The organism is Kitasatospora sp. NPDC091207 (genome assembly GCF_044768625.1).
GTDB lineage: Bacteria > Actinomycetota > Actinomycetes > Streptomycetales > Streptomycetaceae > Kitasatospora.
In genome coordinates this window covers 21,479-46,870 of sequence record NZ_JBIVVS010000003.1, presented here as the reverse complement: position 1 = coordinate 46,870, position 25,392 = coordinate 21,479, and the positions used below count along the sequence as shown (strand labels likewise).

Below are 25,392 nucleotides of genomic sequence, written 5' to 3'. Positions count from 1 at the left end.
CCGCCCGCGAGCGCACTGGTCAGCGCAGCCCGGGCGGGGCGGCCCGCCCATCACGCGGCCATGGCGGCGGGGGGCCCGCCGCACACCACGGCCCCCGACCGCGGAGAGCGGTCGGGGGCCGTGGTGGTGCAGCGCGTTTCCGGTACCCGTGGTTCCTAGTACCAGTGGTGCGACTGCCAGAACGACCAGGCGCCACAGGGGCTGCCGTACCGGCTGTTCATGTAGTTCAGGCCCCACTTGATCTGGGTGGCCGGGTTGGTGCGCCAGTCGGCGCCGGCCGAGGCCATCTTGGTCCCGGGCAGCGCCTGGACCAGGCCGTACGCGCCGGAGCTCTTGTTGGTCGCGGTGTAGTCCCAGCCGCTCTCGCGCTTCACGATCTGGCTGAAGCACTGGAACTGCGCGTCGCTGCCGACGATCTGCTGGGCGATCTCCTGGACCGAACCGGGGCTGACCGAGACCGGCGGCGCCGCCGTGTCGGTGGCGGCCATCGCCGAACGCGCCTTGGAACGGTTGGCGGCGGCCTCGTCGGCCTTCCGCTTGTCCTCGGCGGCCTTGGCGGCCTTCTCCGCGTCGGCCTTGGCCTGCGCGTCAGCCTTGGCCTGCGCGTCGGCGGCGGCCTGCTGGCGCGCTGCCTCCTCGGCGGCCTTCTGCTCCGCGGCGGCCTTGGCGGCCGCGTCGGCGGCGGCCTGCTGGGCGGAGGCCTGCGTGCCGATGTTGTCGCTGATGGTCTGCGCCTGGGCGCCAGAGGGGACTTCGGCAAGCAGGGTCGCACCGGCGACATCGACCGTCTGCGTCGTCTTGCCCTCGCTGCCCGAGGCCACACCCACGACGGCACCGACTGCGGTGACGGCGGTGGCGGAGGCCACAGCGACTCCCCGGACCGAGATCCGAGTCACATGGTTTCCTTCCAGCATCGCCCACGCGTGACCGTACGGGCGCAACATGCCCCTTGTCGCTGCCCTCCGTAGGTGCTGGTCACGGGAGGTACTGACCCGGCGTCCGGAAGCGGTGAGGCGACCGGGCGTTGCGATCGGGCGGCGTACGGCTCATCGGTGTTCAATTGTGCGTCCACCCACCGGAGTTGGCGGACCGTCCGGACCGGGCCCACGGTCTCCCGGGGGCCCTGTCATGCCGTACGCGGGGCCTGACAGAACCCTCACCATGCCGCACCGGGCACTGTCGACGCAATTCCCTGTTGCGTGGCGCATCTCACATTCACCGCACTGGAGTTCTCCGGACGGAAAGCACTCGATGTGATGAAAGGGGCGCGGGCCCGCCCCGTCAGGAGCGGGCCCCACGCCCAGAGTTGACCGTATTGTCCGACTATGACCCCATTACGGGGGGATCACGGGTTGATGTCCTCCAGCATCTCCGTGACCAGCGCCGCGATCGGCGACCGCTCGGACCGGGTGAGCGTGATGTGGGCGAACAGCGGATGCCCCTTCAACTTCTCCACCACCGCCACCACGCCGTCGTACCGGCCGACCCGCAGGTTGTCCCGCTGCGCCACGTCGTGGGTCAGCACCACCCGAGAGCCCTGGCCGATCCGGGAGAGCACCGTCAGCAGGACGTTGCGCTCCAGCGACTGCGCCTCGTCGACGATCACGAAGGCGTCGTGCAGCGAGCGCCCCCGGATGTGGGTCAGCGGCAGGACCTCCAGCATGCCCCGGGAGATGATCTCCTCGATGACGTCCGGAGTGGTGACGGCGGAGAGGGTGTCGAAGACCGCCTGCGCCCAGGGGCTCATCTTCTCCGTCTCGGAGCCCGGCAGGTAGCCGAGCTCCTGGCCGCCGACCGCGTACAGCGGCCGGAAGACCATCACCTTGCGATGCTGCCCCCGCTCCAGCACCGCCTCCAGACCGGCGCACAGCGCCAACGCGGACTTCCCGGTGCCGGCCCGGCCGCCCATCGAGACGATGCCCACCTCCGGATCGAGCAGCAGGTCCAGCGCCACCCGCTGCTCGGCGCTGCGCCCGCGCAGACCGAAGGCCTCGCGCTCGCCGCGCACCAGCCGGACCCGGCCGTCGCCGGTGACCCGGCCCAGCGCCCGGCCCCGCTCGGAGCTGAGCACCAGTCCGGTGTGGACGGGCAGCTCGGCGGCTCCCTCGACATCCACCGCGGCGTCGTGGCCGGCCGCGAACAGCGCGTCCACCTCGTCGGCCGGGACATGCAGCTCGGCCATGCCCGTCCACCCGGAGGTGATCGCCAGCTCGGCCCGGTACTCCTCGGCGAGCAGGCCGACCGAGCTGGCCTTGATCCGCAGCGGGAGGTCCTTGGAGACGACCGTGACGTCGTACCCCTCGGCCTGCAGGTTGCGGGCGACCGCCAGGATCCGGCTGTCCGCCTCCCCACCGGCGACCCGGTAGCCGACCGGCAGTATCGACAGGTCGGAGTGGTTCAGCTCGACCCGGATGGTGCCGCCGAGCTCCCCGACCGGGATCGGCTCGTCGAGCCGGCCGAAGCGGATGCGGTAGTCGTCGAGCAACCGCAGCGCCTGGCGGGCGAAGTAGCCCAGCTCGGGATGGTGCCGCTTGGCCTCCAGCTCGGTGACCACGACCACCGGCAGGACGACCTCGTGCTCCTCGAAGCGGGTCATGGCGAGAGGGTCCGCCAGGAGCACACTGGTGTCGAGAACGTACGTGCGCCGGTCTGGCGTCCGGCGGCTCTTGGAACTGACCACTAGGCCTCCAGAGCGGATGACCCTGCGTCATCCGCGGCAAGCCGGCCCCCGCTGCCCCGGTGGCCTCGGGGCCGGTCTGCTCGGAGTATTCCCAGGCGAGGGGCGGTGCATTCACGTTCTCGGCGAACTGACGGATCATTGCCGGTGAACGTTTGACCTCGCGTCGCGCCCGGGTAGGCCAGCCCTACTGGGGGGTCGGCAGGGGCCGATGGGGGCCGACGGGCGTCACAGCCCCATCCGCCGGTGGCGCTCCTCGTACGCGCGCAGCGCCCGGAGGAAGTCCACCTTCCGGAAGGCGGGCCAGTAGGCCTCGCAGAAGTAGAACTCGCTGTGCGCGCTCTGCCAGAGCAGGAAGCCGGACAGCCGCTGCTCGCCCGAGGTGCGGATGACGAGGTCCGGGTCGGGCTGGCCCTTGGTGTAGAGGTGCTCGGCGATGTGCTCGACGTCGAGGATTTCGGCCAGTTCCTCGATCGAGGTGCCGCGGCCGGCGTGTTCCTGCAGCAGGGAGCGGACGGCGTCGGCGATCTCGTGCCGGCCGCCGTACCCGACGGCGACGTTCACCGTGATCCCGTCGATCCCGGCGGTCTCCTCGGCGGCCCGCTTGAGCACGTCCGCGGTGTGCTGCGGGAGCAGGTCCAGCGCGCCGACCGGGTTGACCCTCCAGCGGCGGGCGGCGGCCAGGCCGGTGACGGCGTCCTCGATGATCCCGAGCAGCGGGACCAGCTCGTCGGCCGGCCGGGAGAGGTTGTCGGTGGAGAGCATCCAGAGCGTGACGACCTTGACGTGGGTCTCGTCGCACCAGCCCAGGAACTCGCTGATCTTGTCGGCGCCGCGCTGGTGGCCGTAGGCGGTCGAGCCGCCGGTCGCCTTCGCCCAGCGGCGGTTGCCGTCGAGGATCACGCCGATGTGGTGGGGGGTGCGGGCGAGGTGGACCTCGACCCGGCGACCGTAGAGGCCGTACATACCGTCCAGCAGGGTGCGCAGACCCGGCGTGCGTTCGACGACATCGCGCAGACCCATGGTTTTCGGCCCCTCCGTACTCATTCACCGGGGTACGTCACGACCCCCGGCGCAGCCTACTCCGGCACGGAGGCAGTGGGTAAAGCCGCAGGTAGCGGTCCGGTCACAGTCCTGTGCGGAGACTGTCGCGGGCGGCGTGGCAGGAGTGGCCGGAAGGCACCCGCGCGAACGCCCGGTGTCCCCCGGGGCTCCGGATACGGAACGGTATCCGGTTCCTTAAGGAATCCGTAAGCCGACGGTTCAATGCTTGACGACCACCAATGGTCTAGTCCAGCTTTTGACCCAGGGCGGAACGAACACCAACCTCCGCCCGGCCCAAGGCAGTACTGCGGACCTCCCCTCCCCCACACGCGGCCGCCGCGCCCCCCACCGCGGCGGCCGCTCCTCCCCCAGGAGCGCACCTCCATGGCCCGTACGCTGAACCAGCCCGCGCACAAGCGCCGGCGCAGCACCCTCCCGGCCCTCGCCGCCGGCGCCACCGCACTCGCCCTCGCCGGCAGCGGTCTCGCCCTCTTCGCCGGCGGCGCCTCCGCGGCCGCCGGGAACCTGGTCTCCAACGGCGGCTTCGACGCGGGCTCGACCGCCGGCTGGGTCTGTACCGGCGCCGCGAGCGTCGTCTCCACCCCGGTCCACTCCGGCACCGGCGCGCTGCAGGCCACCCCGGGCGCCGGGGACACCGCCGAGTGCACCCAGACCATCAGCGTGCTGCCCAACACCAGCTACGCCCTGAGCGCCTGGGTCCAGGGCCCGTACGTCTACCTCGGTGCGCGCGGCACCGGCGGCACCGACCCGAGCAGCTGGTCCAACCAGAACAGCTGGAACCAGCTCTCCTCCACCTTCACCACCGGCGCGAACGTCAAGAGCGTCACGCTGTTCGTGCACGGGTGGTACGGCCAGAGCGCCTACCTCGCGGACGACATCACGCTGAGCGGCCCCGGCGGTACCACCACGCCGAGCCCGACCGCGACGGCCACCCCCACGCCGACCGCCACCGCCTCGCCGACCGCGACCGCCACCCCCACGCCGACCGCGACCCCGACCCAGACCGCCACCCCGACCCCCACGGCGACCGCGACCAGCACCACCCCGCCGGTCACCGGCCTGCCGAAGCACGCGGTCACCGGCTACTGGCACAACTTCGACAACGGCGCGACCGTCCAGAAGCTGAGCGACGTCCAGAGCGCCTACGACATCATCGCGGTCTCCTTCGCCGACGCCGTGCCGACCAAGGGCGGGGCGATCAGCTTCACCCTCGACCCGGCGCTCTCCAAGGCCCTCGGCGGCTACACCGACGCGCAGTTCCGCGCCGACGTGAAGGCCAAGCAGGCGGCCGGCAAGAAGGTCGTCCTGTCGATCGGCGGCCAGAACGGCGCCATCGCGGTCGGCGACGCCACGGCCGCGACCGCGTTCACCGACAGCGCCTACGGGATCATCAAGGACTACGGCTTCGACGGCATCGACGTCGACCTGGAGAACGGGGTCAACCCGACCTACCTCGGCAACGCGCTGCACAGCCTGCAGGCCAAGGTCGGCCCGAACTTCATCCTGACGATGGCCCCCGAGACCATCGGGATGTACAGCACCGCCGGCGCCTACTTCCAGCTGGCGCTGAACACCAAGGACATCCTGACCGTCGTCAACACCCAGTTCTACAACTCGGGCGGCATGAACGGCTGCGACGGCAAGGTCTACAACCAGGGCACCATCGACTTCATCACCGCGCAGGTCTGCACCCAGATCCAGGGCGGCCTGCGGCCCGACCAGGTCGGCATCGGTGTCCCGGCCTCCAGCAAGGCGGCCGGCGGCGGTTACGTCTCGCCGACCGTGGTGAACAACGCGCTGGACTGCCTGGCCACCGGCAACAACTGCGGGAGCTTCGTGCCGCCGGCCAAGTGGCCCACCATCCGCGGCGCGATGACCTGGTCCACCAACTGGGACGCCAACAACGGGAACGCCTTCTCCAACACGGTCGGCCCGTTCGTCCACCAGATGCCGTAACTCCCCCCGGCGCGCCGCTCCTTGAGGGTGGGGCCCGCGCGCCGACGCCGGGGCCCGTCGTACCTGACCGGTACGGCGGGCCCCGCTCGTTCCCCGGGCGCGCCCGGCCCTGCCACGGCCCGGTCTACTGCAGCAGCACCGCCGCCAGCGTCCCGAGCAGCAGGAACGGACCCATCGGCAGGTCCAGTCCGCGTACCGACCGCCGCCGCGCCAGGGCGGCCACCGCCCGGGCCAGCGCCCAGAGCCCGGCCAGCACCGACGCCGCGAAGAGCCCGGTGAAGGCGGCCGACCAGCCGTACCGGCCGAGCAACGCGCCGAGGCCGAGCGCGAGCACGGTGTCCCCCGCGCCCATCAGCCCGAACCAGCCGGGCAGTTCGAACAGGGCGGCGGCGGCGAGCGCCACCAGCAGACAGCGCAGCAGCACGCCCGGCCGGCCGGCCGCCAGCTCCAGCACCACCAGCAGCACCGCCAGGCCCGCCGCCAGCGCCCAGCTCAGCGGGTACGGCAGCCGGCGCACCCGGGCGTCGGTGAAGCCGAGCACCACCCCGGGGCCGGCCGCCCACAGCAGCAGCACGGCGTCGGCCGGGTCCGTGGCCGACAGCGCGGCCGCCGCCACCGCGACGGTCACCGCCTCCACCTGCCAGGCGCCCGGCCCCAGCCGCTCCCCGCAGCCCGGGCAGCGCCCGCCGGGCCGCAGACCGCGCAACTCCCGCGCGCAGCCGGGGCACCGCGTGCGCCACGGCCCGTCCTCCGGCACCGCGTAACGCACCACCAGACCCCGCAGCGCGGGCGCCACCAGCAGACCGCCCAGCACCGCCCCGAGCACGGCCGCGACCACGGCGCCCCCTCTCGTCCACCACCGGAGCCGGTCCACGGGAACCGTCCGGCGCCCGTCGGCGTCCGACCCCTGCGGCGCCACAATTAGACTTCGGCGCCGCACCGACCACATCATCCACGGGGAACCACTGTGACCAACACTCAGAACGCGCTGCGCGCTGCCGTCCCGCTCGCCGCGCTGGCGCTGCTGCTGACCGCCTGCGGGCCCGAGAACGAGGACCCGGCCGGCGCGGCGGGCGCCGGCGGCGCGACCGTCGCCGCCACCAGCACGCCGGGCGCCACCGGGGCCCCGGCGGCCACCGGCGGCACCGCGGGCACCGGCGGCACCGCGGGCACGGCCGGCACCGGCGGCAGCACGCCGAACCCCGTCCCGTCCGCCGCCACCAGCGGCAACCCGATCGGCGGCGCCAACGGGGGCGGCGGCAGCGGGAAGATCAGCTACGACAACCCGCTGGCGCTCACCGCCACCGGCAGCTACCTGGGCAAGACCAAGGCCGACGTCACCCCGGTCTCGGTGGTCAAGGGCACCCTGGCCGAGATCGCGCCGTACAACTTCAAGCCCGCCGACCTCGACGGCAGGACGCCGTACTACGTGACCGTCTCGTTCACCAACCGCACCGGGGCCCCGCTCACCGACGAGTACTTCATGATGCGGTTCAAGGTGAAGTCGGACACCGCGCCCAGCGGCGGCGCCCTGCCGGCCCCGACGATCCTGAAGTCGATCCCGCAGTGCGACTCCGGCAAGAAGCCCGGCACCCTGGCCGACGGCCAGACCCAGCAGCAGTGTGCGGTCTATCTCGTCCCGACCAACACCCCGCCGAAGTTCCTCGCCTTCGGCAGCGTTCTGGACACCGAGCCCCTGATCTGGAAGGCCGGCTGACAGCTCGGCCTGCCGATCGAAGGGGGCCCTGGAGACCCGCCCGGCGCGTGCCCTCACGCACGCGCCGGACCGGTCCGGGATACCCCTAAAGTAGGCAGGCATGCAGGTCATCCAGTCCAGCAAGCTCGCCAACGTCTGCTACGACATCCGCGGCCCGGTGCTCGACGAGGCGATGCGGCTGGAGGAGCAGGGCCACCGCATCCTGAAGCTCAACACCGGCAATCCCGCCGTGTTCGGCTTCGACGCGCCCCCGGAGATCCTCCAGGACATCCTGCGCAACCTCTCCTCGGCGCACGGGTACGGCGACTCCAAGGGGCTGCTCGCCGCCCGCCGGGCCGTGGTGATGCACTACGAGGAGCGCGGGCTGCACGGCCTCACCGTCGAGGACGTCTTCCTGGGCAACGGTGTCTCGGAGCTGATCCAGCTGGCGATGACGGCCCTCCTGGACGACGGCGACGAGGTGCTCGTCCCGGCACCGGACTACCCGCTGTGGACGGCCTCCGTCTCGCTGGCCGGCGGCACCGCCGTGCACTACCGCTGCGACGAGCAGTCCGAGTGGTACCCGGACCTCGCCGACATCGAGGCCAAGGTCACCGACCGGACCAGGGCGATCGTGGTGATCAACCCGAACAACCCGACCGGCGCGGTCTACCCGCGCGAGGTCCTGGAGGGCCTGGTCGAGATCGCCCGCCGGCACAAGCTGGTGGTCTACGCGGACGAGATCTACGACAAGATCCTCTACGACGACGCCGAGCACATCCCGCTGGCCACCCTGGCGCCGGACCTCTTCTGCGTCACCTTCAACGGGCTCTCCAAGGCGTACCGGGTGGCGGGCTTCCGCTCCGGCTGGATGGTGCTCTCCGGCGACCGGCACCGCGCCCGCAGCTACATCGAGGGCCTCACCGTCCTCGCCTCGATGCGCCTGTGCGCCAACATGCCGGCCCAGCACGCGGTGGCCGCGGCGCTCGGTGGCCGGCAGTCGATCAAGGACCTGATCCTCCCCGGCGGCCGGCTGCTGGAGTCCCGGGACGCCGCGTACCGGCTGCTCAACGAGATCCCGGGCGTCAGCTGCGTCAAGCCGAAGGGCGCGCTCTACGCGTTCCCCCGGCTGGATCCGAAGGTCTACAAGATCAAGGACGACGCCCAGATGGTGCTGGACCTGCTGCGCGCCGAGCGCATCCTGCTGGTCCAGGGCACCGGCTTCAACTGGCCCGAGCCGGACCACTTCCGCCTGGTCACCCTGCCCCGGGCCGAGGAGATCACCGACGCCGTCACCCGGATCGGCGACTTCCTCGGCGGCTACACCCAGCCGTGACCGCCGGCCGGCCGGCGTCGTCCCCGGGAGGGCGCCGGGGCCGGTCCGTCCGGGTACCGGCCGGGAAACCCCCTCGTCCCGGCCCGGTCGGGAGACCCCCTCGTCCGGGCCACGGGGCCGTGGGTAGCATGCGGCGTTGAGCCGGCGGCCGCGGGAGATCCTCCCGCGGGCCGGGGGGAACCGCGCGGCGGCATGGGTCACCGTGCGGCGCCGTGCTCGGTGCCGCGGCCCCGCCGTGACCGCCTCCCCCGACCGCTCCGGACCAAGGGGACCGACCCGCCATGACCTCCCGTACCACCGGCTCGCGCCTGCGGACCGCCGCCGCGCTCTCCGGCGCGGCCGTCGCGCTCCTCGCCGCCGTGCCGGCCACTCCGGCCGCCGCCGCCTCGGGTCTGCAGATGCCCAAGTACAGCCCGCTGGTCAACTCCCAGAGCGGCAAGTGCCTGGAGATCGGCGGCTGGCGCACCGACGCGGGCGCCCCCGCCCAGCAGTGGGACTGCACCGGCGGCGCCAACCAGCTCTGGGAATTCGTCCAGGTGCCGCGCAAGGCCGCGTACTTCCTGCGCAACCGCGACTCCGGCAAGTGCCTGGAGATCGCCGACTGGCGCCGGGACGACGGCGCCCCGGCCCGCCAGTGGGACTGCACCGGCGGGGACAACCAGGCCTGGGAGATGGGCGCGGCCGGGAACGTCCAGACCGGCCCGAAGGAGGTCGGTTTCTTGAACTGGTACTCCATGAGCTACCTGGAGGTCGCCGACTACCGGATGGACAACGGCGCGCCGGTCCGGCAGTGGAGCGGGGGCCAGGGCTGGAACAAGTACTGGACCATCGTCAACGCCAAGGCCATCTGACCGGCTCCGGAGGCGGCGGGAAAAGCTACGGCCGGAGTCCCGGTCCGGACGATCTCCTTGGTCGGGGAAAGATCGTCCGGCGGGGCTCCGGCCGTCCTGTCGCTCGGTCGGTGCGCGATTCGTGCCACGCACCCACCACTACTCGCCGGGCTGAGGCTCAGGCTCAGCCGAGGCGGGCGACCAGGTCTCGGTACTCGTCCCACAGCTCGGTGGGCGTGTGGGAGCCGAAGAGCTCCAGGTGGGCCGGGACGAGTGCGGCCTCCTGGCGCCAGATGTCGGCGTCCACGGTGAACAGCAGCTCCCGGTCGGCCTCGGAAAGGTCCAGGCCGTCCAGGTCGAAGCCCTCGACGGTCGGCAGCACACCGATCGGGGTCTCGACGCCCTCGCCGGTGCCCTGCAGGCGCTCGACGATCCACTTGAGCACCCGGCTGTTCTCGCCGTAGCCGGGCCAGACGAACTTGCCCTCGCCGTTCTTGCGGAACCAGTTCACGTAGTAGATCTTCGGCAGCTTGGCGGCGTCCGCCTGGGCGCCGACCTTCAGCCAGTGGGCGAAGTAGTCACCCATGTTGTAGCCGCAGAAGGGCAGCATCGCGAACGGGTCGCGGCGCAGCTCACCGACGGTGCCCTCGGCGGCGGCGGTCTTCTCGGAGGCGATGTTCGCACCCAGGAAGACACCGTGCTGCCAGTCGAAGGACTCCGTCACCAGCGGGACGGCGGTGGCGCGGCGGCCGCCGAACAGGATGGCCGAGATCGGCACACCCGCCGGGTCCTCCCACTCGGGCGCGATGGTCGGGCACTGGGCGGCCGGCACGGCGAAGCGGGCGTTCGGGTGGGCGGCCGGGGTGCCGGACTCCGGCGTCCAGTCGTTGCCGCGCCAGTCGGTCAGGTGGGCCGGCGGCTCGTCGGTGAGGCCCTCCCACCAGACGTCGCCGTCGTCGGTGAGCGCGACGTTGGTGAAGACCGTGTTGCCCCAGAGGGTCTCGATCGCGTTGGCGTTGGTGTCCACGCCGGTGCCGGGGGCGACACCGAAGAAGCCGGCCTCGGGGTTGATCGCGTAGAGCCGGCCGTCCGCGCCGAAGCGCATCCAGGCGATGTCGTCGCCGATCGTCTCGACCTTCCAGCCCGGGATCGTCGGCTGGAGCATGGCGAGGTTGGTCTTGCCGCACGCGGACGGGAAGGCCGCCGCGGCGTACGTGGCCTCGCCGTTCGGCGGGGTGAGCTTGAGGATGAGCATGTGCTCGGCCAGCCAGCCCTCGTCGCGGGCCATGGTCGAGGCGATGCGCAGCGCGTAGCACTTCTTGCCGAGCAGGGCGTTGCCGCCGTAGCCCGAACCGAAGGACCAGATCTCCCGGCTCTCCGGGAAGTGCGAGATGTACTTGGTGCTGTTGCACGGCCACGCCACGTCCGCCTCGCCCTCGGCGAGCGGAGCGCCGACGGTGTGCACGGCCTTGACGAAGTCGCCGTCCTCGCCGAGCTGGTCCAGCACGGCCCGGCCCATGCGGGTCATCACCCGCATCGACACGGCGACGTAGGCGGAGTCGGTGATCTCGACGCCGTACGCGGCCAGCGGGGAGCCGACCGGACCCATGGAGAACGGCACGACGTACATCGTGCGGCCCTTCATCGCGCCGCGGAAGAGACCGCTCTCGCCCTGGAAGACCTCCCGCATCTCGGCGGGGGCCTTCCAGTTGTTGGTCGGACCGGCGTCCTTCTCCTGCTCGGAGCAGATGTAGGTGCGGTCCTCGACGCGCGCCACGTCCGTGGGGTCCGAGGCGGCGTAGTAGGAGTTGGGGCGCTTCTTCTCGTCGAGCTTCCTGAAGGTGCCCTGAGCGACCAGCAGGTCCGCGAGGCGCTGGTACTCCTCCTCGGACCCGTCACACCACTCGATGCGGGCCGGCTGGGTGAGCTCCGCGATCTCGCTCACCCAGGCCAGCAGGCGCTTGTGACGGGTGGGCGCGGATGCGCTGAGAGCGAGGTTCTCGTACGACACGATCGCTCCGTTTCACGCCATCTCGGCACGGAGACGGCGTAGCGGGGGTTTGAGGGTGCTTGCAGCGTAGCTCCGGTCTCCGGCGTCGAATACGGCGCAACGGTGAAGTTGACTCATCTTTTACTACATTCAGTCCGGTTACTTGGTGGTAATCAGTCGCCTCCGGCCGACCAGCACCCCTCGCGGTCGACCCCCGAATACTCCAAAACGTCCAAGTAGTGATGAGCACCACTTCCTACGCGTCAGTAACCTACGGATGCGTAGGTAGCGGGTAGCATGCTGCCCATGACTGCTGAGCTCCTGGAGAGCACGGAGTGTGCCGAGGTCAAGCCGACCTGGCGAGGCTGGCTGCACGCCGGGATGTTCCCCGCCACGGTGGCCGCCGGGATCGTGCTGATCTGCCTGGCCGACTCCACCCCCGCCAAGGTCGCCTGCGCGATCTACTCGGTCAGCGCCTGGCTGCTGTTCGGGGTCAGCGCGGTCTACCACCGCTTCACCTGGGGACCGCGCGGCGACGCCGTACTGCGCCGCCTCGACCACGCGAACATCTTCCTGATCATCGCGGGCACCTACACCCCGTTCACCATCCTGCTGCTGGACGGCGCCGCCCGGCAGCTGCTGCTCTGGGCGGTCTGGTGCGGGGCGCTGGCGGGGATCGCCTTCCGGGTGTTCTGGGTCGGCGCGCCGCGCTGGCTGTACACGCCGGTGTACATAGCGCTGGGCTGGGCCGCCGCCTTCTTCCTACCGGACTTCCTGCGCACCGGCGGGGTCGCGGTGCTGGTGCTGATGATCGTCGGCGGGGTGCTCTACAGCGTCGGCGGCGTGGTGTACGGCCTCAAGCGGCCCAATCCCTCACCGCGCTGGTTCGGCTTCCACGAGGTGTTCCACGCCTTCACCCTCGGAGCCTTCATCGTGCAGTACATCGGGGTCTCACTGGTGGCGTACAGCGCGGCCGGCTGAACCCGGCCCCCCACGACGGGCGGTCGACCGGTCCTGCGACCGGGCGGCCGCCCGTTCCGCTGTCCACTCCGAGCCCGGGCGGCCCGGGCGGCCGCGGTCCGGGCGGTCGTGCGCCGGGCCGCCGTCGTACGCCGGGCGCTCGTACGCCGGGCGCTCGCGCCCCGAGCGGTCCCGGGCGGCACGCTCACGGGCCGCGCGGTCGTGGCCCGGAAAGTCGGACACCAGACGCTCGGCAGCCGGGCGCTCGGCGGCCGGGTACTCAGGGGCCGGGCGCTCGGCAGCCCAGTACTCAGGGGCCGGGTACTCCCGCACCGGGCGGTCCCGGCCCGGGTGCTCACGGATCAGCCGCTCGCGCGCCCCGTACGGGCGGGAGCCGGCCTGTCGCGCGTCCAGGGCCTCGCGGGCCCGGCGGCAGCGCTCGCAGTGCGCGGCGTCCGGGACACCCCGACCGGGGCGGTGACCGCGCTCCGGACGGCGCCCGCGCGGCCCGGCCTGCTGATGCAGCAGCTGCCAGCGCCGGCCGACGTACACCATCAGCAGCAGCACCTGGACCCCGGCGACCCCCAGCACCAACACGGCACCGTTGATCAGGTAGGCCGCGACCACGGCCAACGCGGACGCCACCACCACTGCCGCACCCCAGATCTGGGCGCTCGACTCCCTGCCGGCCATTCGACTTCCCCTTCCTGCGCCGGGCTCGTGGTCGGCTCCTGCCGCCCCACCCCTTCTCCGCTCTCGGCACGCTTCGGCCCGCACTGACCGATTGCCACATCGTATCTACCGTCAGTCACCCGGAGTTGCCCGGGGGCGGCGAACGCCAGATCAACGTTGCGTCAATTCCTTGTGCGGAACGCGCACTTCCAGGACACGTCACGGAGCGTGACAAGGTGCGCGCCGGACCTCCCACATTGACGGTCGGCCTCTTTTGGGAGTTACTGTCATTTGAGAGTGACTCCCTCAAGCGCCCGGAGGTTGCCGTGCCCACGCCTGCCGTCCCCGCCCCACCCACTCCCGCCCCACCCGGACCCGACCCCCGGCGCTGGCTTGCACTGGTCGCCGTCGCGCTGAGCGTCCTGGTCATCAGCTTCGACATGACGATCCTCAACGTCGCCCTGCCGACCCTGGCCTCCCAGCTCCAGGCCACCACCGGGCAGCAGCAGTGGATCGTCGACTCCTACACCGTGGTCTTCGCCGCCGCGATGCTCCCGGCCGGCCTGCTCGGCGACCGGTTCGGCCGCCGCCGCACCCTCACCGTCGGCCTCGCCCTGTTCGGGCTCGCCTCCGCCGTCGGCATGCTGGCCGACAGCCCCGGCACCCTGGTCGCCGCCCGCGCCGCGATGGGCCTGGCCGGAGCCCTGGTCATGCCGATGTCCCTGGCGGTGATCCCCGGCCTGTTCCCCGCCGGCGAGCAGCGCCGCGCCACCGCGATCCTCTCCGCCGCGATCGCCGCCGGCACCCCGCTCGGCCCGCTGATCGGCGGCTTCCTGCTGCAGCACTTCTGGTGGGGCGCGATCTTCATGATCAACGTCCCGCTGACGGTGATCGGCATCGTCGCCTGCGTCCTGCTGCTCCCGGAGACCCGCAACCCCGACGCGCCCCGGATCGACGTGCTCGCCACCGTGCTCGGCGCGGGCGGTCTGGCCGCGCTGACCTACGGCATCATCGAGGGGCCCGAACGCGGCTGGGCCGACCCGCTGGTGCTGGGCATGATCGGCGGCTCGCTGGTCGCCCTCACCGCCCTGGTACTGCGCAGCCGCCACCAGCGCGCCCCGATGCTCGACCTCACCCTGCTCGCGGACCCGACCTTCCGCTGGGCGGCGGTGGCCGCGACGCTGGTCTCGCTGGTGCTCTTCGGGGCGTTCTTCGTGCTGCCGCTGTACTTCCAGAGCGTGCTGGGCGCGGACGCCTTCGGCACCGGCCTGCGGCTGATGCCGATGATGCTCGGGCTGATGGTGGCCGCCAAGCTCAGCGAGGGCCTGGTCGCCCGGATCGGCCCCCGCGCGGTGATCAGTCTCGGACTGACCTCGCTGGCCGCCGCCCTGCTGCTCGGCAGCCGCACCTCGGTCTCCGACGGCTACGGCCCGGCGGCCGTCTGGCTGACCCTGCTCGGCCTGGGCATGGGCCTGTCGCTCATCACCGCCCAGGCCTCCGCCCTGCTCACCCTGCCGCCGGCCCGGGCCGGGGTCGGCGCCGGGCTGATGCAGACGCTCCGCCAGGTCGGCGGCGCGATCGGGGTCGCCGTCTTCGGCAGCCTGCTGGCCGGTTCGTACCGCGGCGCGCTGGACGTCGCCGCGCTCCCGGCCGGTGCCGCGCACCGGGCCGAGCAGTCGGTGGTCGCCGCCGACGCGGTGGCCGCCGCCTCGGGGGACCAGGCGCTGGCGGCCTCCGCGCACGCCGCCTACGTCCACGGCATGACGGTGGTCCTGCTCGTCTCCGGGGTGATCGCCCTGCTCTCGGCCGTGCTGGTCGCGCTGCGGATGCCGGCCGCCGAAGCACGCGGTGCCGAGGCCGCCGACCCCGCCGCGGAGACCGCCACCGAGACCGCCACCGTCCCGGCCGCCGATCACGGATAATCGAAGGTATGAGCGCAACGCAGCCGACCACGGCGCCCCCGGCAGGCCCGGCCCACACGGTCCAGGCGATGCTGGAGGCGCCGCTGTCGCTGCGCGAACGGAAGAAGCTGAAGACCCGCCAGGCGATCCGTCACGAGGCCTACCGGCTGATCGCCGCCCAGGGCTACGAGAACACCACGGTGGAGCAGATCGCGGCGGCGGCCGAGGTCTCGCAGTCCACCTTCTTCCGGTACTTCGCCACCAAGGAGGACCTCGTCCTCACCGACGAGTACGACCCCGCGATGGTCACCGCACTGCTGGCCCGACCCTCTGACGAACCGTTTCTGCGTTCCTGTCGGGAGGCTCTGGTCGGCCTGGTCCGCGCACTGCTCCAGCACGAACGGGACGAGCTGCTCACCCGCATGCGGCTGGTCCACGACGTCCCCGCGCTGCGCGCCAGGATGTACGAGACCGTGAACGACCCGCAGCAGCTCTACCTCGCCGCGCTGACCCGGCGGCACGGGGTCGAGGAGCCGACCTTCGAGATGCGGATCACCGCGGCCGCCATCGGGGCGGCGACCACCGAGACCGTCCTGCGCTGGGCCGAGACCGACGGCGAGCTGGACTTCGCGGACCTGGTCGACCACACCTTCGCCGTGCTGGAGCGCGGCTTCACCGGCCTCTAGCCACGACGGCGGCGGCGACGGCACGGGGGCGGCGACGAGCCACGGGGGCGGAGCCCGGCCGCCGGGCCGGACCCCGCCCCCGCTCACCCGGCGGGCGACGCGACTACCCGCGCCGGGCACCCGCCCGCCGCCGCAGCGCGACGCCCGCACCCACCAGTGCGGTGGCGCCCAGGGCCGCGCCCGCCGTCACGGCGGGCAGCGCGCCGCCGCCACCACGCACGGCGGCCGTCTCCGGCCCGGTGGCGTCCGGCTGGTAGCCGCCGCCCTTGCCCGCCCGGTCGTACGCCGAGCCGGGCAGCTTGTCCCCGTACCGCTGGTGGACCAGCCGCTGGTACGCGGCCAGGGTGATCCCGGCCTCGCCCACCGAGCGCCGCGCCTCGTCGTCCAGCGGCAGCACCCGGCCGGCCCGCAGCACGTACCAGGCGTTGAGCTGGGGCTCGCGGAACGCCGTACCGCCGCCACTGCCCGCCGCCACCGCCGCGTAGTCGGTCTCGTCCCCGCCGGAGGCGATGTTGACCACCCGCCAGTCGCCGCCCTGCTTCACCGTCCAGACCGAGGCCACCTGGCCGTCCGCCGAGACGGCCTTGCTGGCGGTGTACTCGGCCTTCGCCACCGGTGCGCCCGGGGAGCCGGCCACGAAGTCCGCGTCCAGGGTGTAGACGGGCACGGTGTCGCCCGCCAGCCGGGGGGCGGCCGCGCTCGCCGCCCGCGCCTCCTCGGCCGCGCCGATGGTCAGCTGCTGGGTCGGCGGCACGCCCTTGCGGGCGAAGAAGTGGCCCAACCGGTCCAGGACGGCCTGGTCCTGGACCGCGCCGCGGGCCTGTGCGAGGTCGGCCGCGCCGACCGGTGCGGGGGTGCCCGCGGCGGCGCCGGCCGGGGTGTCCGCCTGGGCGGCCGGGGTGACGGCCAGGCCGAGGCCGGCGGCGAGCAGGACGGCGACGGCCGCGTTACGGATGCTGGTCATGGCCGCCCTCACGCGCCGATCCGGTACAGGGAGTGGGTCCAGGAGAACGTGCCGTTGGACACGTAGTAGTTGTAGTCCGCCCAGTTGTAGCGGGTGTTGGAGGGCCACGGGTCGCCCCAGTAGACCCAGTTGCTCCCGGTGTCGTAGCCGTAGACGACGTGCATGTGGCCGCCGCCGGAGCTCCACTGGATCCGGGTCTCGACCGGCCGGTCGGCGTTCACCTCGGTCTGCAGCGTGCTGTAGCGCAGATACCCGGTGACGTAGGAGCCGGGGTTGATGCCGACCCAGCTCAGGCCGTTCTGGACGTCGCCCAGCGTGGCCTGGCTGTTGGGGCAGCTGGAGTTGATCGAGCGGCCGAACGCGGCGTTGCAGAACTGGTTCTGGCTGTAGGTGTAGCCGAACCAGGTGGCGATGGTGTTGCCGCTCGCCGCCCAGCACCAGTTGGTCTGCTGTTGCTGCTGCATGGTGATGTTGAGCTTCTTGAACGTGCCGGCCAGATCGGCCGTACTGCCCGGCGCCGCGGCCGGACGGACCTGGGCGGAGGCACCGGTGGGGGCCGGCGCCGCCGAGGCGGGGGTGGTCGCCGCGACGCTGAGCGCCGGGCCGAGCACGCCCAGCGCGAGCACCGCGACGGCGCGGCGCAGACGTATCCGTGGAACTGGCATGGGGGAGTGTCTCCTTGCACAGCAGAGGAGTGGGGGTTCCTTCTGGGTGCGGTCCGGATCGCGTCACCGAGCATCGCCCCGTTGACAGAAGCTGGTCAACGGCCTTCACAGGCCGCGAAAGCCGGTGTGAACGGCCCGGCCCAGGTGTGAACGCCACCCCCGAAACGCCCGCGCGGCAGGCCCGGACCGGTGACAAACCGCCTTCCACATGTGAATATTCACGACCAACCGGTGTCCGCCCTGCCCGCCCACCGAGGAGGCCGCCATGCAGCGGAGCGACCAGGCCGACCTCGCCACCGCGCTGCGCACCGGCCCGTTCCACGTGGCCCTGCGCACCGCCATCACCGCCCGCGGCCTCGCCCTGCACCGCGTCCGCCGGCACCTCGCCCTGCGCGGCGTTCACGTCGGGGTCACCAGCCTCAGTTACTGGCAGCAGGGCCGTCGCCGGCCCGAGCGCCCCGAATCGCTGCGCGCGGTCCGGGCCCTGGAGGAGGTCCTGGACCTCCCCGAGCACTCCCTCACCCGGCTGCTCGGCCCCCGCCGCGCCAGCCCCGCCGACCAGGCCGGCCCACCCGTCCGCCCGTACCGGGACCTCATCTCCCCGGCCGCCGCCGTCGACGACCTGCTCGCCGCCCTCGCGAGTCCGCGCGACACCGGGCTGCACACCATCACCCACATCGAGCGGATCCGGATCGGCGCCGACCGCCAACTGCTGCGCCGCGACTCCCAGCACGCGCTGCGCGCCCACCGGGACGGCATCGACCGCTACCTGGCCCTCTACCAGGGGGATCCCGGCTGCGACATCTCCCGGGTCGGCGTGCGCGCCGAGGAGAACTGCCGCCCCGGCCGGATCCGCCGCGACCAGGCCCACGACCTCCTGGTCGCCGAACTCCTCCTCGACCGCCGGATGCGGGCCGGCGACACCCACCTGCTCGGCTACGGCTTCGACGCCAGCCCGTCACCCACGCCCGGCTGCGAGTACGTCCGCGGCTTCAACTCCGGCGCCGGCCAGTACGTCCTCCAGGTCACCTTCCACCCCGACGCGCTGCCCGTCCGCTGCCACCGCTTCGCCCTCCGCTCCCCCGGCGAGAAACCGTACGAGACCGAGGAGTTGACCCTCGACGGCCACCACTGCGTCCACCTGGTGGCGACCGCCCTGCAACCCTGCCTGCTCGGCGTCCGCTGGGACTGGGAGTAGCGCGCCCGGGGCGGGCGGCGGGTGCGCCGATCAGCGCCGCAAGCCCACCGTCAGGCAGTCCTCCACCGGCCGGTAACCGAGCTGCTGGTAGATCGAGTTGCTGGTCGGGTTGGCCAGATCGGTGTAGAGCAGCACCTCGGTGGCCCCCTGCGCGAGCGCGTGCGCCGTGGCGGCCGCGGTGACACCGCTCGCATAGCCGCGGCCGCGTCGCTCGCCCGGTGTGTAGACCGGGCCGATCCGCGACATGCCGGCGATCACCGGGCTGTTCCCGGCCATCGCGACCGGGGTGCCGCCGTCCTCCCAGAGGTGCAGCCGCCCGTCCGCCGTCCGCTCGTCCACAGCGGCCGGCACACCGGGGAGCGCGACCCGCTACCGCTCGGCCGCGCCCAGCCGCTCGGCCAGCACCGCCGGATCGGTGGTCGGCGCGTCACAGGCGAAGTGCCGGCAGACGTACGCGGCGGGCGCGCCGCCCACCAGCGGCCGGTCCGCCAGCAGCGGCACCCCGGCGGCCTCCGGCCCGACACCCGGCCAGCCACCCGGCCCGCCGACCGCCGAAGGCCCGCCGACCGCCGTCGGCTCGCCGACCGCGACCACCGCGCCGGGCGCAGTGCCCAGCAGCGCCGCCCGGTGCAGCGCGCCCGTCGCCGGATCCCCGGCCGGGCCGACCACCGCGACCTCGCGCGGGCCGTCCACCAGCGCCTCGGCGACGGCCAGGCCCCAGCCGATGAACCGCGGCGCCCGGGTGGCCAGCGCCCCGACGATGCCGAGCGCCCGCTCGGCGGCCGTGCGGTGGCGCGCCGACCCGGTGTACGCGGCGTAGGTGAGCAGCGCACCGGCGGCGGCCGTCCAGCCGGACGGGGTCGCGTTGTCGGTCGGGTCCTGCGGCCGCCGGATCAGCTCCTCGGCATCGTCGGCGGTGTCGTAGAGCGCGCCGGAGGCCTCGTCGGCGAAGTGCTTCAGCACGGTGTCCAGCAGCCCGCCGGCGAGCTGCAGCCACTCCGCCGCGCCGGTCACGGCGTACAGCGCGAGGAAGCCCTCGGCGGTGTCCGCGTAATCCTCCAGGACGCCCGCGTTGGCCCCGGCCCGGCCGTCCCGGGAGGTGCGCAGCAGCCGGCCGTCGGGCGCGAGGTGGACGGCGAGCAGCAGGTCGGCGGCGCGTTCGGCGGCCTCGACCAGGTCGGGCCGCTCCAGCAGCGCACCGGTCTCGGCGAGCGCGGCGATGGCCAGCCCGTTCCAGGCGGCCACCACCTTGTCGTCCCGGGCGGGCGCCGGACGCTCGGCCCGCGCCGCGAACAGGGCGGCCCGGACCCGCTCGGCCGCCGCGTCGTCCTGCGGGTCGGACAGCAGCTGCAGCACCGAGGTGCCGTGCTCGAACGTGCCCGCCCCGGTCACCTCGTAGAGCTCCGCGGCGAAGGCCGCGTCCGTCTCCCCGAGCACCTCGGCCAACTGCCCCGGCGTCCACGCGTAGTACGCCCCCTCGACCGGGGCGCCGCTCTCCCGGTCCAGGCTGTCCGCGTCCAGTGCCGAGGCGAACGCCCCCTCGGGGGTGCGCAGTTCACGCAGCAGGAAGTCCGCCGTGGAGAGCGCCACCCGGCGGGCGAGCGGGGAGCCGGTGGCCCGCCAGAGGTGCAGGAACGCGCGGAGCAGCAGCGCGTTGTCGTAGAGCATCTTCTCGAAGTGCGGAACGACCCAGTCGGCGTCCACCGCGTACCGGGCGAAGCCGCCGCCGAGCTGGTCGTGGATCCCGCCGCGGGCCATCGCCGCGGCGGTCCGGACGGCCATCTCCAGCGCGGCCGCCGAGCCGGTCCGGGCGTGGTGGCGCAGCAGGAACTCGATCACCATGGCCGGCGGGAACTTGGGCGCGCCGCCGAAGCCGCCGCGCCGGGCGTCGAAGTCCCGGCTGAGCGCGACCAGCGCCTCGTGCAACTCCGCCTCGCCCGGCGGCCGGTGGACCCCGCCGCCGACCGCGTACACCGAGGCCCGCTGGGCCAGGTCGGCCCGGATCCGGGCGGCGACCTCGCCGACCTCCTCGCGCCGGTCCCGCCAGGCCGCGTCGACGCCCTCCAGGACCTGCCGGAAGGACGGCATCCCGTGCCGGGGCTCGGGCGGGAAGTACGTCCCGAAGTAGAACGGGTCCTTGTCGGGCGTGAGGAAGACCGTCATCGGCCAGCCGCCCTGCCCGGTCGCCGCCTGCACCGCCTCCATGTAGACCGCGTCGACGTCCGGCCGCTCCTCGCGGTCGACCTTCACCGCGACGAACCGCTCATTGGCGTACGCGGCCAGCTGGTCGTCCTCGAAGGACTCGTGGGCCATCACGTGGCACCAGTAAATTAGTAGAAGCATAAGTGACAGGACGCATAGCCCACACTCAAGAGGATGGGCACGTCCCGTCGCTTCGCTTCATTCATCGCCTCCTCTCCCCATGGCCACCAATCCACCGGATTGGAAGCGTGCTGGAGGAGATACGGCGACGTCGCGTTCGCGAGTCGGTTCATACCGGCATCGTCGCACGATCCGGACCGCCCAGCCCAGCTCCCGAGCAGTCGGGCCAGGCGGCTTCCTTCATCTTGTGTACTCGGCCGTGACGGCGTCCACCGCGTCTGACCTGCCAAACCCCTAGGGCGACGCCGCCACCCCCCGTGCTGGTGAGGTCCAGCCACCTGCCTTGTCCGGTTTGACCATCTACCGGGTCCAGACACAGGAGGCGATCGGATCGGGCCCTCTCCCGGAGCTCCTGGAGGACCGGCCTCGGTGGTCCCGGGTGAGTTCCAGCCCGAGGGAGAGTTGATCCGACGCGCCCCGGGCAGACAGCGGAGATGGATCGGCTTCACCTCGCGGCACGAGTACCGGGACACCGCCCCGGCTGTGGCCGAGGTTCTTTGCCGTGCTTGCCGCCCCCAAGGAGGGGGACATTCTGGAGTCGACCATCGAAGGACTCGACGCTGCGGCCCGGAAGGGCAAGCACCGGCCCTTGTTCAGTGTTGGCGCTGCGATGTCGTCCCCTCCGGGCTCCCGGAGGGGACGACATCGCAGCGGCCGGCCGTTACGGAACGACCAGGTAGAACGGCTGGTCCGCCGCTGCGCCGTTGGTGCCGGTGGTCACGCGGATCGAGTTGCCCGGGCAGGCGGCGTCGTTGCGTGAGACGCGGACCTCGCTGCCCCAACTGGCGGAGTTGCTCAGGGTGGCGGCCGGAACGGCCTTGGCGGCGTCGATGCCCGAGGTCAGCACGACGCAGTACGAGCCGGTGTTGACCCTGCTGACCGAGGCGATGGTGTTGGTCCTCTGGGAGATGCCGCCGTTACTGCCGACGGAGGCCGCGGCCTGGGTGTAGGGGGCCGTGACGTTGTTGGTGGGGTCGGCAGCCACCGCGATCCCTCCGAAGGCGGCGCCGGCGGTGGCGACGCAGAGACCGGCCAGGACCAGCTTGGTACGCATTCGCACGTGAATCGTGCCCTTTCTGGAAAGGTTACGGCCCAGCGGAAAACCGGGGCGCGCCTCATTTACTCCCGCGCCCCGCATCGCGTCCCAGCCGCATTCACTCCTGCGGACGATCATGATCGTCACAACCACCCGAACGGTCCCCTGAGCCGGCCTTGATCCCGGATCGCCTTCCGCAGCGCCAGCACGACTGGCCCGGCACCCGCCTCGTCGTGCCGAGGCACTGGGCAGCTCGAACCCACCGCATCGAGCGGTCCGGCGCCGTTCCTGGCACTCACCGGTTTGGATGGCGCCGCAGCCATGTCGCCACGGCATCTTGGACGGTATGGCCACCGCACCGGCTGTCGCCTCTCCACCGTGGATCAAGTGGCGCTCGGCGGGGTAGGGCTGGGTGCGTCTGGTTCGGGCGGGGTGGGAAGGGGGCGCTCGTGGGGCCTGTCGGGGTTGATGTTCTAGTCATCGGGGCGGGGGTCCTGGGCCGGTCGATCGCGTTCGCGTTGGCGTCGGCCGAGCCGGGGCTGCGGGTGGCGTGCGCGGGGCGTCGAGGTGCCGGGGCGTCGGAGGCGGCCGGGGCGATGCTCGGCGTGCTCGGTGAGGTCACCGCGAGCGGGTTGCGCACCAGGCACGGCGAGTTGCGGGTGCGGATGGCCGTCGAGGCAGCCGTCCGGTGGCCGAAGTGGCGCGCCCTCGTGCACCAGCACGGCGAGCGCCGCGCCGACGGCGGCCCCAAGGCTCGCGACGGCTACGGCACCGGTACCTTCATGCTGTTGAACGCGGTGTCGGGCCGCCTCGACGAGCGCGCCTTCACCGCGGTGCGGGAGGCGGGCCGGCGGTACGGCCTGCCCGTGGAGAACGTGGACCCCGACGACATGCCCGCCTACCGGCCGCTGGAGAACGACCGGGCGCTGCGGGCCCTCTACCTGCCCCAGGAGGCGTTCCTGGACGCGCGCCGCTGGCTCGCCGCCCTGGACCGGGCCCTCGGTACGCTGGGGAACGTCGTCCGGACTCCGGCCGGCGAGCTGGGCGCTACCGCGGCCGGCTACGCGCTGCACGGCCGGGACGCGGTGTTCACCGCCCCCACCGCCGTGGTCGCGGCCGGCGCCTGGTCGACGCCGCTCCTGCACGCGCTCCACCCCGACCTGACGGTGTGTCCGGTAGTTGCCGCCGAGGGTACGTCGGTCACCCTCGGCGCACCGGCACCGCTGCCCGCGGTGCTGCGCACGCCCAACCGGGCGTACGCCTGCGGCCTGCACGCGGTGCCGCAGGCCGACGGCAGCTGGTACGTGGGTGCCTCGGCCGCTCCGTCGCTCGTCCCGGGCGCTGCCCCGACGGCGGGTGCACTGCGGTTCCTGCTGGACGCGGCGCTCGGACAGCTCCACCACGGCCTGACCGCAACGGCCGTGCATCGGCTGCACCACGGCAACCGGCCGATCGGTGTGGACGGCCACCCGCTGCTGGGCGCGATCTCGGCACCCGGGCTCTCGGTGGCCACCGGTACACACCGGGACGGGCTGCATGCCTCCCCGCTGATCGCCGAGGAGCTCGCCGCGGAGATCCTGGGCGGCCGGCCCAGTGCGTGGCTGGCCCCATGGCAGCCGGAGCGCGACCTGATCTGCGACTGGCCGCTCGCGCAGGCAGTCGAGGAGGCAGCGGCCCACTACGAGGCGCTCACCGCGGAGTCACGGATGCGCCCGCCGCTGACCGGCGACTGGCCGACGGCCCTCGCGGAGCTGTACCGGCAGCGGATGGAGCAGACGTACGCCCGGCTGCCCGAAGGATTCGTCCTGCCGCCGGAGTTGGCCCCGCTGGGATACGAGCACGGACCGGAACTGGCCAAGCTCGTGGCGGCTCACCTCGACCGCCGCCGACGTGCCGCCGCGCCGGCAACACCGCGAGCCGGCGAGGCAATCCATCCGGTGGGCGAAGACCGCGAGTAGCGGGACCGGAGCATGCCGCCGGCGGCGGCCCACCCCCGGGCCGCCCGCCTCCAGGAGCCCACCCGCAGACAGGGCGCAGCGGCACGCGGGGCGTCAACCGGGCCGACGCGCCGGTCACTCGCAGGCGTGATCCGGTGGTGGCGTGCGCGTGTGCGCGGCCGATGCGACGCTGAGGCTTCCTAGGCTCGTCGGCATGAGCATCCCTTCCGAGCCGATCGGCAGCCTTCCCCGCACCGTTGACGTCCTCAACGCCTTGAAGGGAGGTGACGACGCGGCCCTGGCCAAGGCCGTGGACCTGGCCGTCCGCCAGAGTGTCGAGGACTTCGAGGTCACCGGTTCGCCGGTCGTCACCGACGGAGAACAGGGCAAGCCGAGCGCCTGCGCCTACCCGTTCGCCGGAGCCGACAACCTGGCCCCCGACGGCGTCGTCGTCCCCTACGCCGACGGGCACACCCGTCAGCTGCCCCGTCTGACCGCCGGCCCGTTTCGCTACCGCACCTACGCCGACCGGTACGTGCGGGCCGCGCTGAAGCATGCCACGGTGCCGGTGAAGCAGGCCGTCGCCGCCCCCTCCATGCTGAGCTTGCTGTACCCGGCGGACGGTATCGACGGCTACCCGCGCGAGGCGTTCCTCGACGACCTGGTCGACGAGGCGGAGAAGGACATTCGCGGCTGCTTCAAGGCGGGCGCGCACACGGTTCAGCTCGGCTTCGAGGAAGGCCGGCTGTCCCTCAAGCTCGACCCGAGCCGGGGGGTCCTGCAGGACTTCGTGGCGCTGAACAACCGGCTCCTGGAACGCTTCAGCGAGCAGGAACGCGCCGAGATCGGCATCCACACTTCCCCGGGCGCGGACCGGGGCTCCAGCCACAGCCTCGACGTCGACTACGCGGACCTGTTGCCGGACCTGTTCCGCCTCAAGGCCGGCGCCTTCTACCTGCAACTGGCCAGTGAGCAGGACCCGGACCGGGTCCTGCGGGTCATCGCGGACCACCTGCCGTCGAACGTCCGCGTGTTCGTCGGCGTCACCGACCCGCTCGACCCGCGCGTCGAGAGCGCCGAAGAGGTCCGCGACCGCGTGCTGAACGCGGCCCGCCACCTCCCGGTCGATCGGCTGGGCACCTGCGACGACGCCGGCTTCGCCGACTTCGCCGAGGACGAGTCCACCTCGCGTGATGTGGCGTTCGCCAAGATCCGCGCCCGCATCGACGGCACCGCACTCGCCGCGAAGGAACTGGGCGTCGAGTAACGCGCCCTCGACGCGGCCTCCCGAGCCGCGAGAACCTCAAGCGCGAGACCCCCCGGCCAAGTTGAAGATCCTGGTCCGTGGCTACAGCACCGAGGAAGACGATCTGTGCAGCATCGACGCCACAGTCGACTTCACGACCACCTGAGATCACGCCGGGCCGGCCTCGAACCCGGT

At 72.6% G+C, this 25,392-nt stretch carries 20 protein-coding genes and 1 pseudogene; 10 read left to right on the top strand and 11 right to left on the bottom strand.

All coding sequences use genetic code 11. The annotated features are described in order from the left end of the window. Window positions 1-155: 155 nt before the first annotated feature. From ACIQTO_RS07860 to ACIQTO_RS07850, 3 genes are all read right to left on the bottom strand, one after another. Complete coding sequence (locus ACIQTO_RS07860; protein ID WP_402384380.1) at window positions 156-914, bottom strand: transglycosylase SLT domain-containing protein; 759 nt, start codon at window positions 912-914, stop codon at window positions 156-158. Window positions 915-1,345: 431 nt separating this feature from the next. Next, entirely contained in the window at window positions 1,346-2,680 is a 1,335-nt protein-coding gene (locus tag ACIQTO_RS07855; protein ID WP_380577444.1) for a PhoH family protein, read from the bottom strand. A 225-nt stretch (window positions 2,681-2,905) separates the two neighbouring features. After that, on the bottom strand, window positions 2,906-3,700 hold the full coding sequence (locus ACIQTO_RS07850) for an isoprenyl transferase (protein WP_402384377.1): 795 nt from the start codon (window positions 3,698-3,700) through the stop codon (window positions 2,906-2,908). Window positions 3,701-4,105: 405 nt separating this feature from the next. Here ACIQTO_RS07850 and ACIQTO_RS07845 point away from each other — a divergent pair, with 405 nt between their 5' ends. Continuing rightward, window positions 4,106-5,698: a chitinase gene (locus ACIQTO_RS07845; RefSeq protein ID WP_402384375.1), complete on the top strand. Its 1,593-nt coding sequence runs from the start codon at window positions 4,106-4,108 to the stop codon at window positions 5,696-5,698. 124 nt (window positions 5,699-5,822) lie between these two features. On the opposite strand, the gene ACIQTO_RS07840 is transcribed toward ACIQTO_RS07845, so the two are convergent. Further along, window positions 5,823-6,536, bottom strand: a complete 714-nt coding sequence (locus ACIQTO_RS07840) for a prepilin peptidase (RefSeq protein WP_402384373.1) — start codon at window positions 6,534-6,536, stop codon at window positions 5,823-5,825. Between the two features lie 129 nt (window positions 6,537-6,665). Here ACIQTO_RS07840 and ACIQTO_RS07835 point away from each other — a divergent pair, with 129 nt between their 5' ends. From ACIQTO_RS07835 to ACIQTO_RS07825, 3 genes are all read left to right on the top strand, one after another. Then, complete coding sequence (locus tag ACIQTO_RS07835) at window positions 6,666-7,415, top strand: hypothetical protein (protein ID WP_402384370.1); 750 nt, start codon at window positions 6,666-6,668, stop codon at window positions 7,413-7,415. Window positions 7,416-7,515: 100 nt separating this feature from the next. Continuing rightward, window positions 7,516-8,730, top strand: coding sequence for a pyridoxal phosphate-dependent aminotransferase (locus tag ACIQTO_RS07830; RefSeq protein ID WP_380577439.1), 1,215 nt, complete (start codon window positions 7,516-7,518; stop codon window positions 8,728-8,730). A gap of 281 nt (window positions 8,731-9,011) precedes the next feature. Continuing rightward, the gene (locus tag ACIQTO_RS07825; protein WP_402384366.1) at window positions 9,012-9,581 is read left to right on the top strand and encodes an RICIN domain-containing protein; all 570 of its coding nucleotides are present in this window, start codon (window positions 9,012-9,014) and stop codon (window positions 9,579-9,581) included. Window positions 9,582-9,744: 163 nt separating this feature from the next. On the opposite strand, the gene ACIQTO_RS07820 is transcribed toward ACIQTO_RS07825, so the two are convergent. Further along, window positions 9,745-11,571 carry a phosphoenolpyruvate carboxykinase (GTP) gene (locus tag ACIQTO_RS07820; protein ID WP_402384363.1) on the bottom strand — a complete coding sequence of 609 codons (1,827 nt, stop codon included), beginning with the start codon at window positions 11,569-11,571 and terminating at the stop codon, window positions 9,745-9,747. Window positions 11,572-11,847: 276 nt separating this feature from the next. On the opposite strand from ACIQTO_RS07820, the gene ACIQTO_RS07815 reads away from it, so the two are divergent. Further along, complete coding sequence (locus ACIQTO_RS07815; RefSeq protein WP_402384361.1) at window positions 11,848-12,531, top strand: hemolysin III family protein; 684 nt, start codon at window positions 11,848-11,850, stop codon at window positions 12,529-12,531. Here the strand turns inward: ACIQTO_RS07815 and ACIQTO_RS07810 are convergent. Beyond that, window positions 12,502-13,203, bottom strand: coding sequence for a hypothetical protein (locus ACIQTO_RS07810; protein WP_402384358.1), 702 nt, complete (start codon window positions 13,201-13,203; stop codon window positions 12,502-12,504). The genes ACIQTO_RS07815 and ACIQTO_RS07810 overlap by 30 nt on opposite strands. Before the next feature lie 305 nt (window positions 13,204-13,508). Here ACIQTO_RS07810 and ACIQTO_RS07805 point away from each other — a divergent pair, with 305 nt between their 5' ends. Both ACIQTO_RS07805 and ACIQTO_RS07800 read left to right on the top strand, forming a co-directional pair. Beyond that, the gene (locus tag ACIQTO_RS07805; protein WP_402384355.1) at window positions 13,509-15,104 is read left to right on the top strand and encodes an MFS transporter; all 1,596 of its coding nucleotides are present in this window, start codon (window positions 13,509-13,511) and stop codon (window positions 15,102-15,104) included. Window positions 15,105-15,112: 8 nt separating this feature from the next. After that, window positions 15,113-15,769, top strand: a complete 657-nt coding sequence (locus tag ACIQTO_RS07800) for a TetR family transcriptional regulator (RefSeq protein WP_402384352.1) — start codon at window positions 15,113-15,115, stop codon at window positions 15,767-15,769. 103 nt (window positions 15,770-15,872) lie between these two features. On the opposite strand, the gene ACIQTO_RS07795 is transcribed toward ACIQTO_RS07800, so the two are convergent. Beyond that, complete coding sequence (locus tag ACIQTO_RS07795; protein WP_402384349.1) at window positions 15,873-16,733, bottom strand: hypothetical protein; 861 nt, start codon at window positions 16,731-16,733, stop codon at window positions 15,873-15,875. An 8-nt stretch (window positions 16,734-16,741) separates the two neighbouring features. Beyond that, window positions 16,742-17,398, bottom strand: coding sequence for a papain-like cysteine protease family protein (locus tag ACIQTO_RS07790; protein ID WP_402384347.1), 657 nt, complete (start codon window positions 17,396-17,398; stop codon window positions 16,742-16,744). Between the two features lie 265 nt (window positions 17,399-17,663). Here ACIQTO_RS07790 and ACIQTO_RS07785 point away from each other — a divergent pair, with 265 nt between their 5' ends. Continuing rightward, window positions 17,664-18,596: a hypothetical protein gene (locus tag ACIQTO_RS07785; RefSeq protein ID WP_402384345.1), complete on the top strand. Its 933-nt coding sequence runs from the start codon at window positions 17,664-17,666 to the stop codon at window positions 18,594-18,596. A 30-nt stretch (window positions 18,597-18,626) separates the two neighbouring features. On the opposite strand, the gene ACIQTO_RS07780 is transcribed toward ACIQTO_RS07785, so the two are convergent. The 3 genes and pseudogenes from ACIQTO_RS07780 to ACIQTO_RS07770 all read right to left on the bottom strand — a co-directional run bounded on the left by ACIQTO_RS07780 (window position 18,627) and on the right by ACIQTO_RS07770 (window position 22,032). Further along, window positions 18,627-18,947, bottom strand: a complete 321-nt coding sequence (locus tag ACIQTO_RS07780; protein ID WP_402384342.1) for a GNAT family N-acetyltransferase — start codon at window positions 18,945-18,947, stop codon at window positions 18,627-18,629. 18 nt (window positions 18,948-18,965) lie between these two features. Continuing rightward, window positions 18,966-21,091, bottom strand: a pseudogene (locus ACIQTO_RS07775) (thioredoxin domain-containing protein). 548 nt (window positions 21,092-21,639) lie between these two features. Beyond that, window positions 21,640-22,032: a hypothetical protein gene (locus ACIQTO_RS07770; protein ID WP_402384340.1), complete on the bottom strand. Its 393-nt coding sequence runs from the start codon at window positions 22,030-22,032 to the stop codon at window positions 21,640-21,642. A gap of 215 nt (window positions 22,033-22,247) precedes the next feature. Between ACIQTO_RS07770 and ACIQTO_RS07765 the strand changes: the two genes are divergently transcribed. Together ACIQTO_RS07765 and ACIQTO_RS07760 are read left to right on the top strand one after the other, a co-directional pair. Next, window positions 22,248-23,972: an NAD(P)/FAD-dependent oxidoreductase gene (locus ACIQTO_RS07765; protein ID WP_402385209.1), complete on the top strand. Its 1,725-nt coding sequence runs from the start codon at window positions 22,248-22,250 to the stop codon at window positions 23,970-23,972. A 193-nt stretch (window positions 23,973-24,165) separates the two neighbouring features. Beyond that, window positions 24,166-25,218, top strand: a complete 1,053-nt coding sequence (locus ACIQTO_RS07760; RefSeq protein ID WP_402384339.1) for a 5-methyltetrahydropteroyltriglutamate--homocysteine methyltransferase — start codon at window positions 24,166-24,168, stop codon at window positions 25,216-25,218. Window positions 25,219-25,392: the final 174 nt, after the last annotated feature.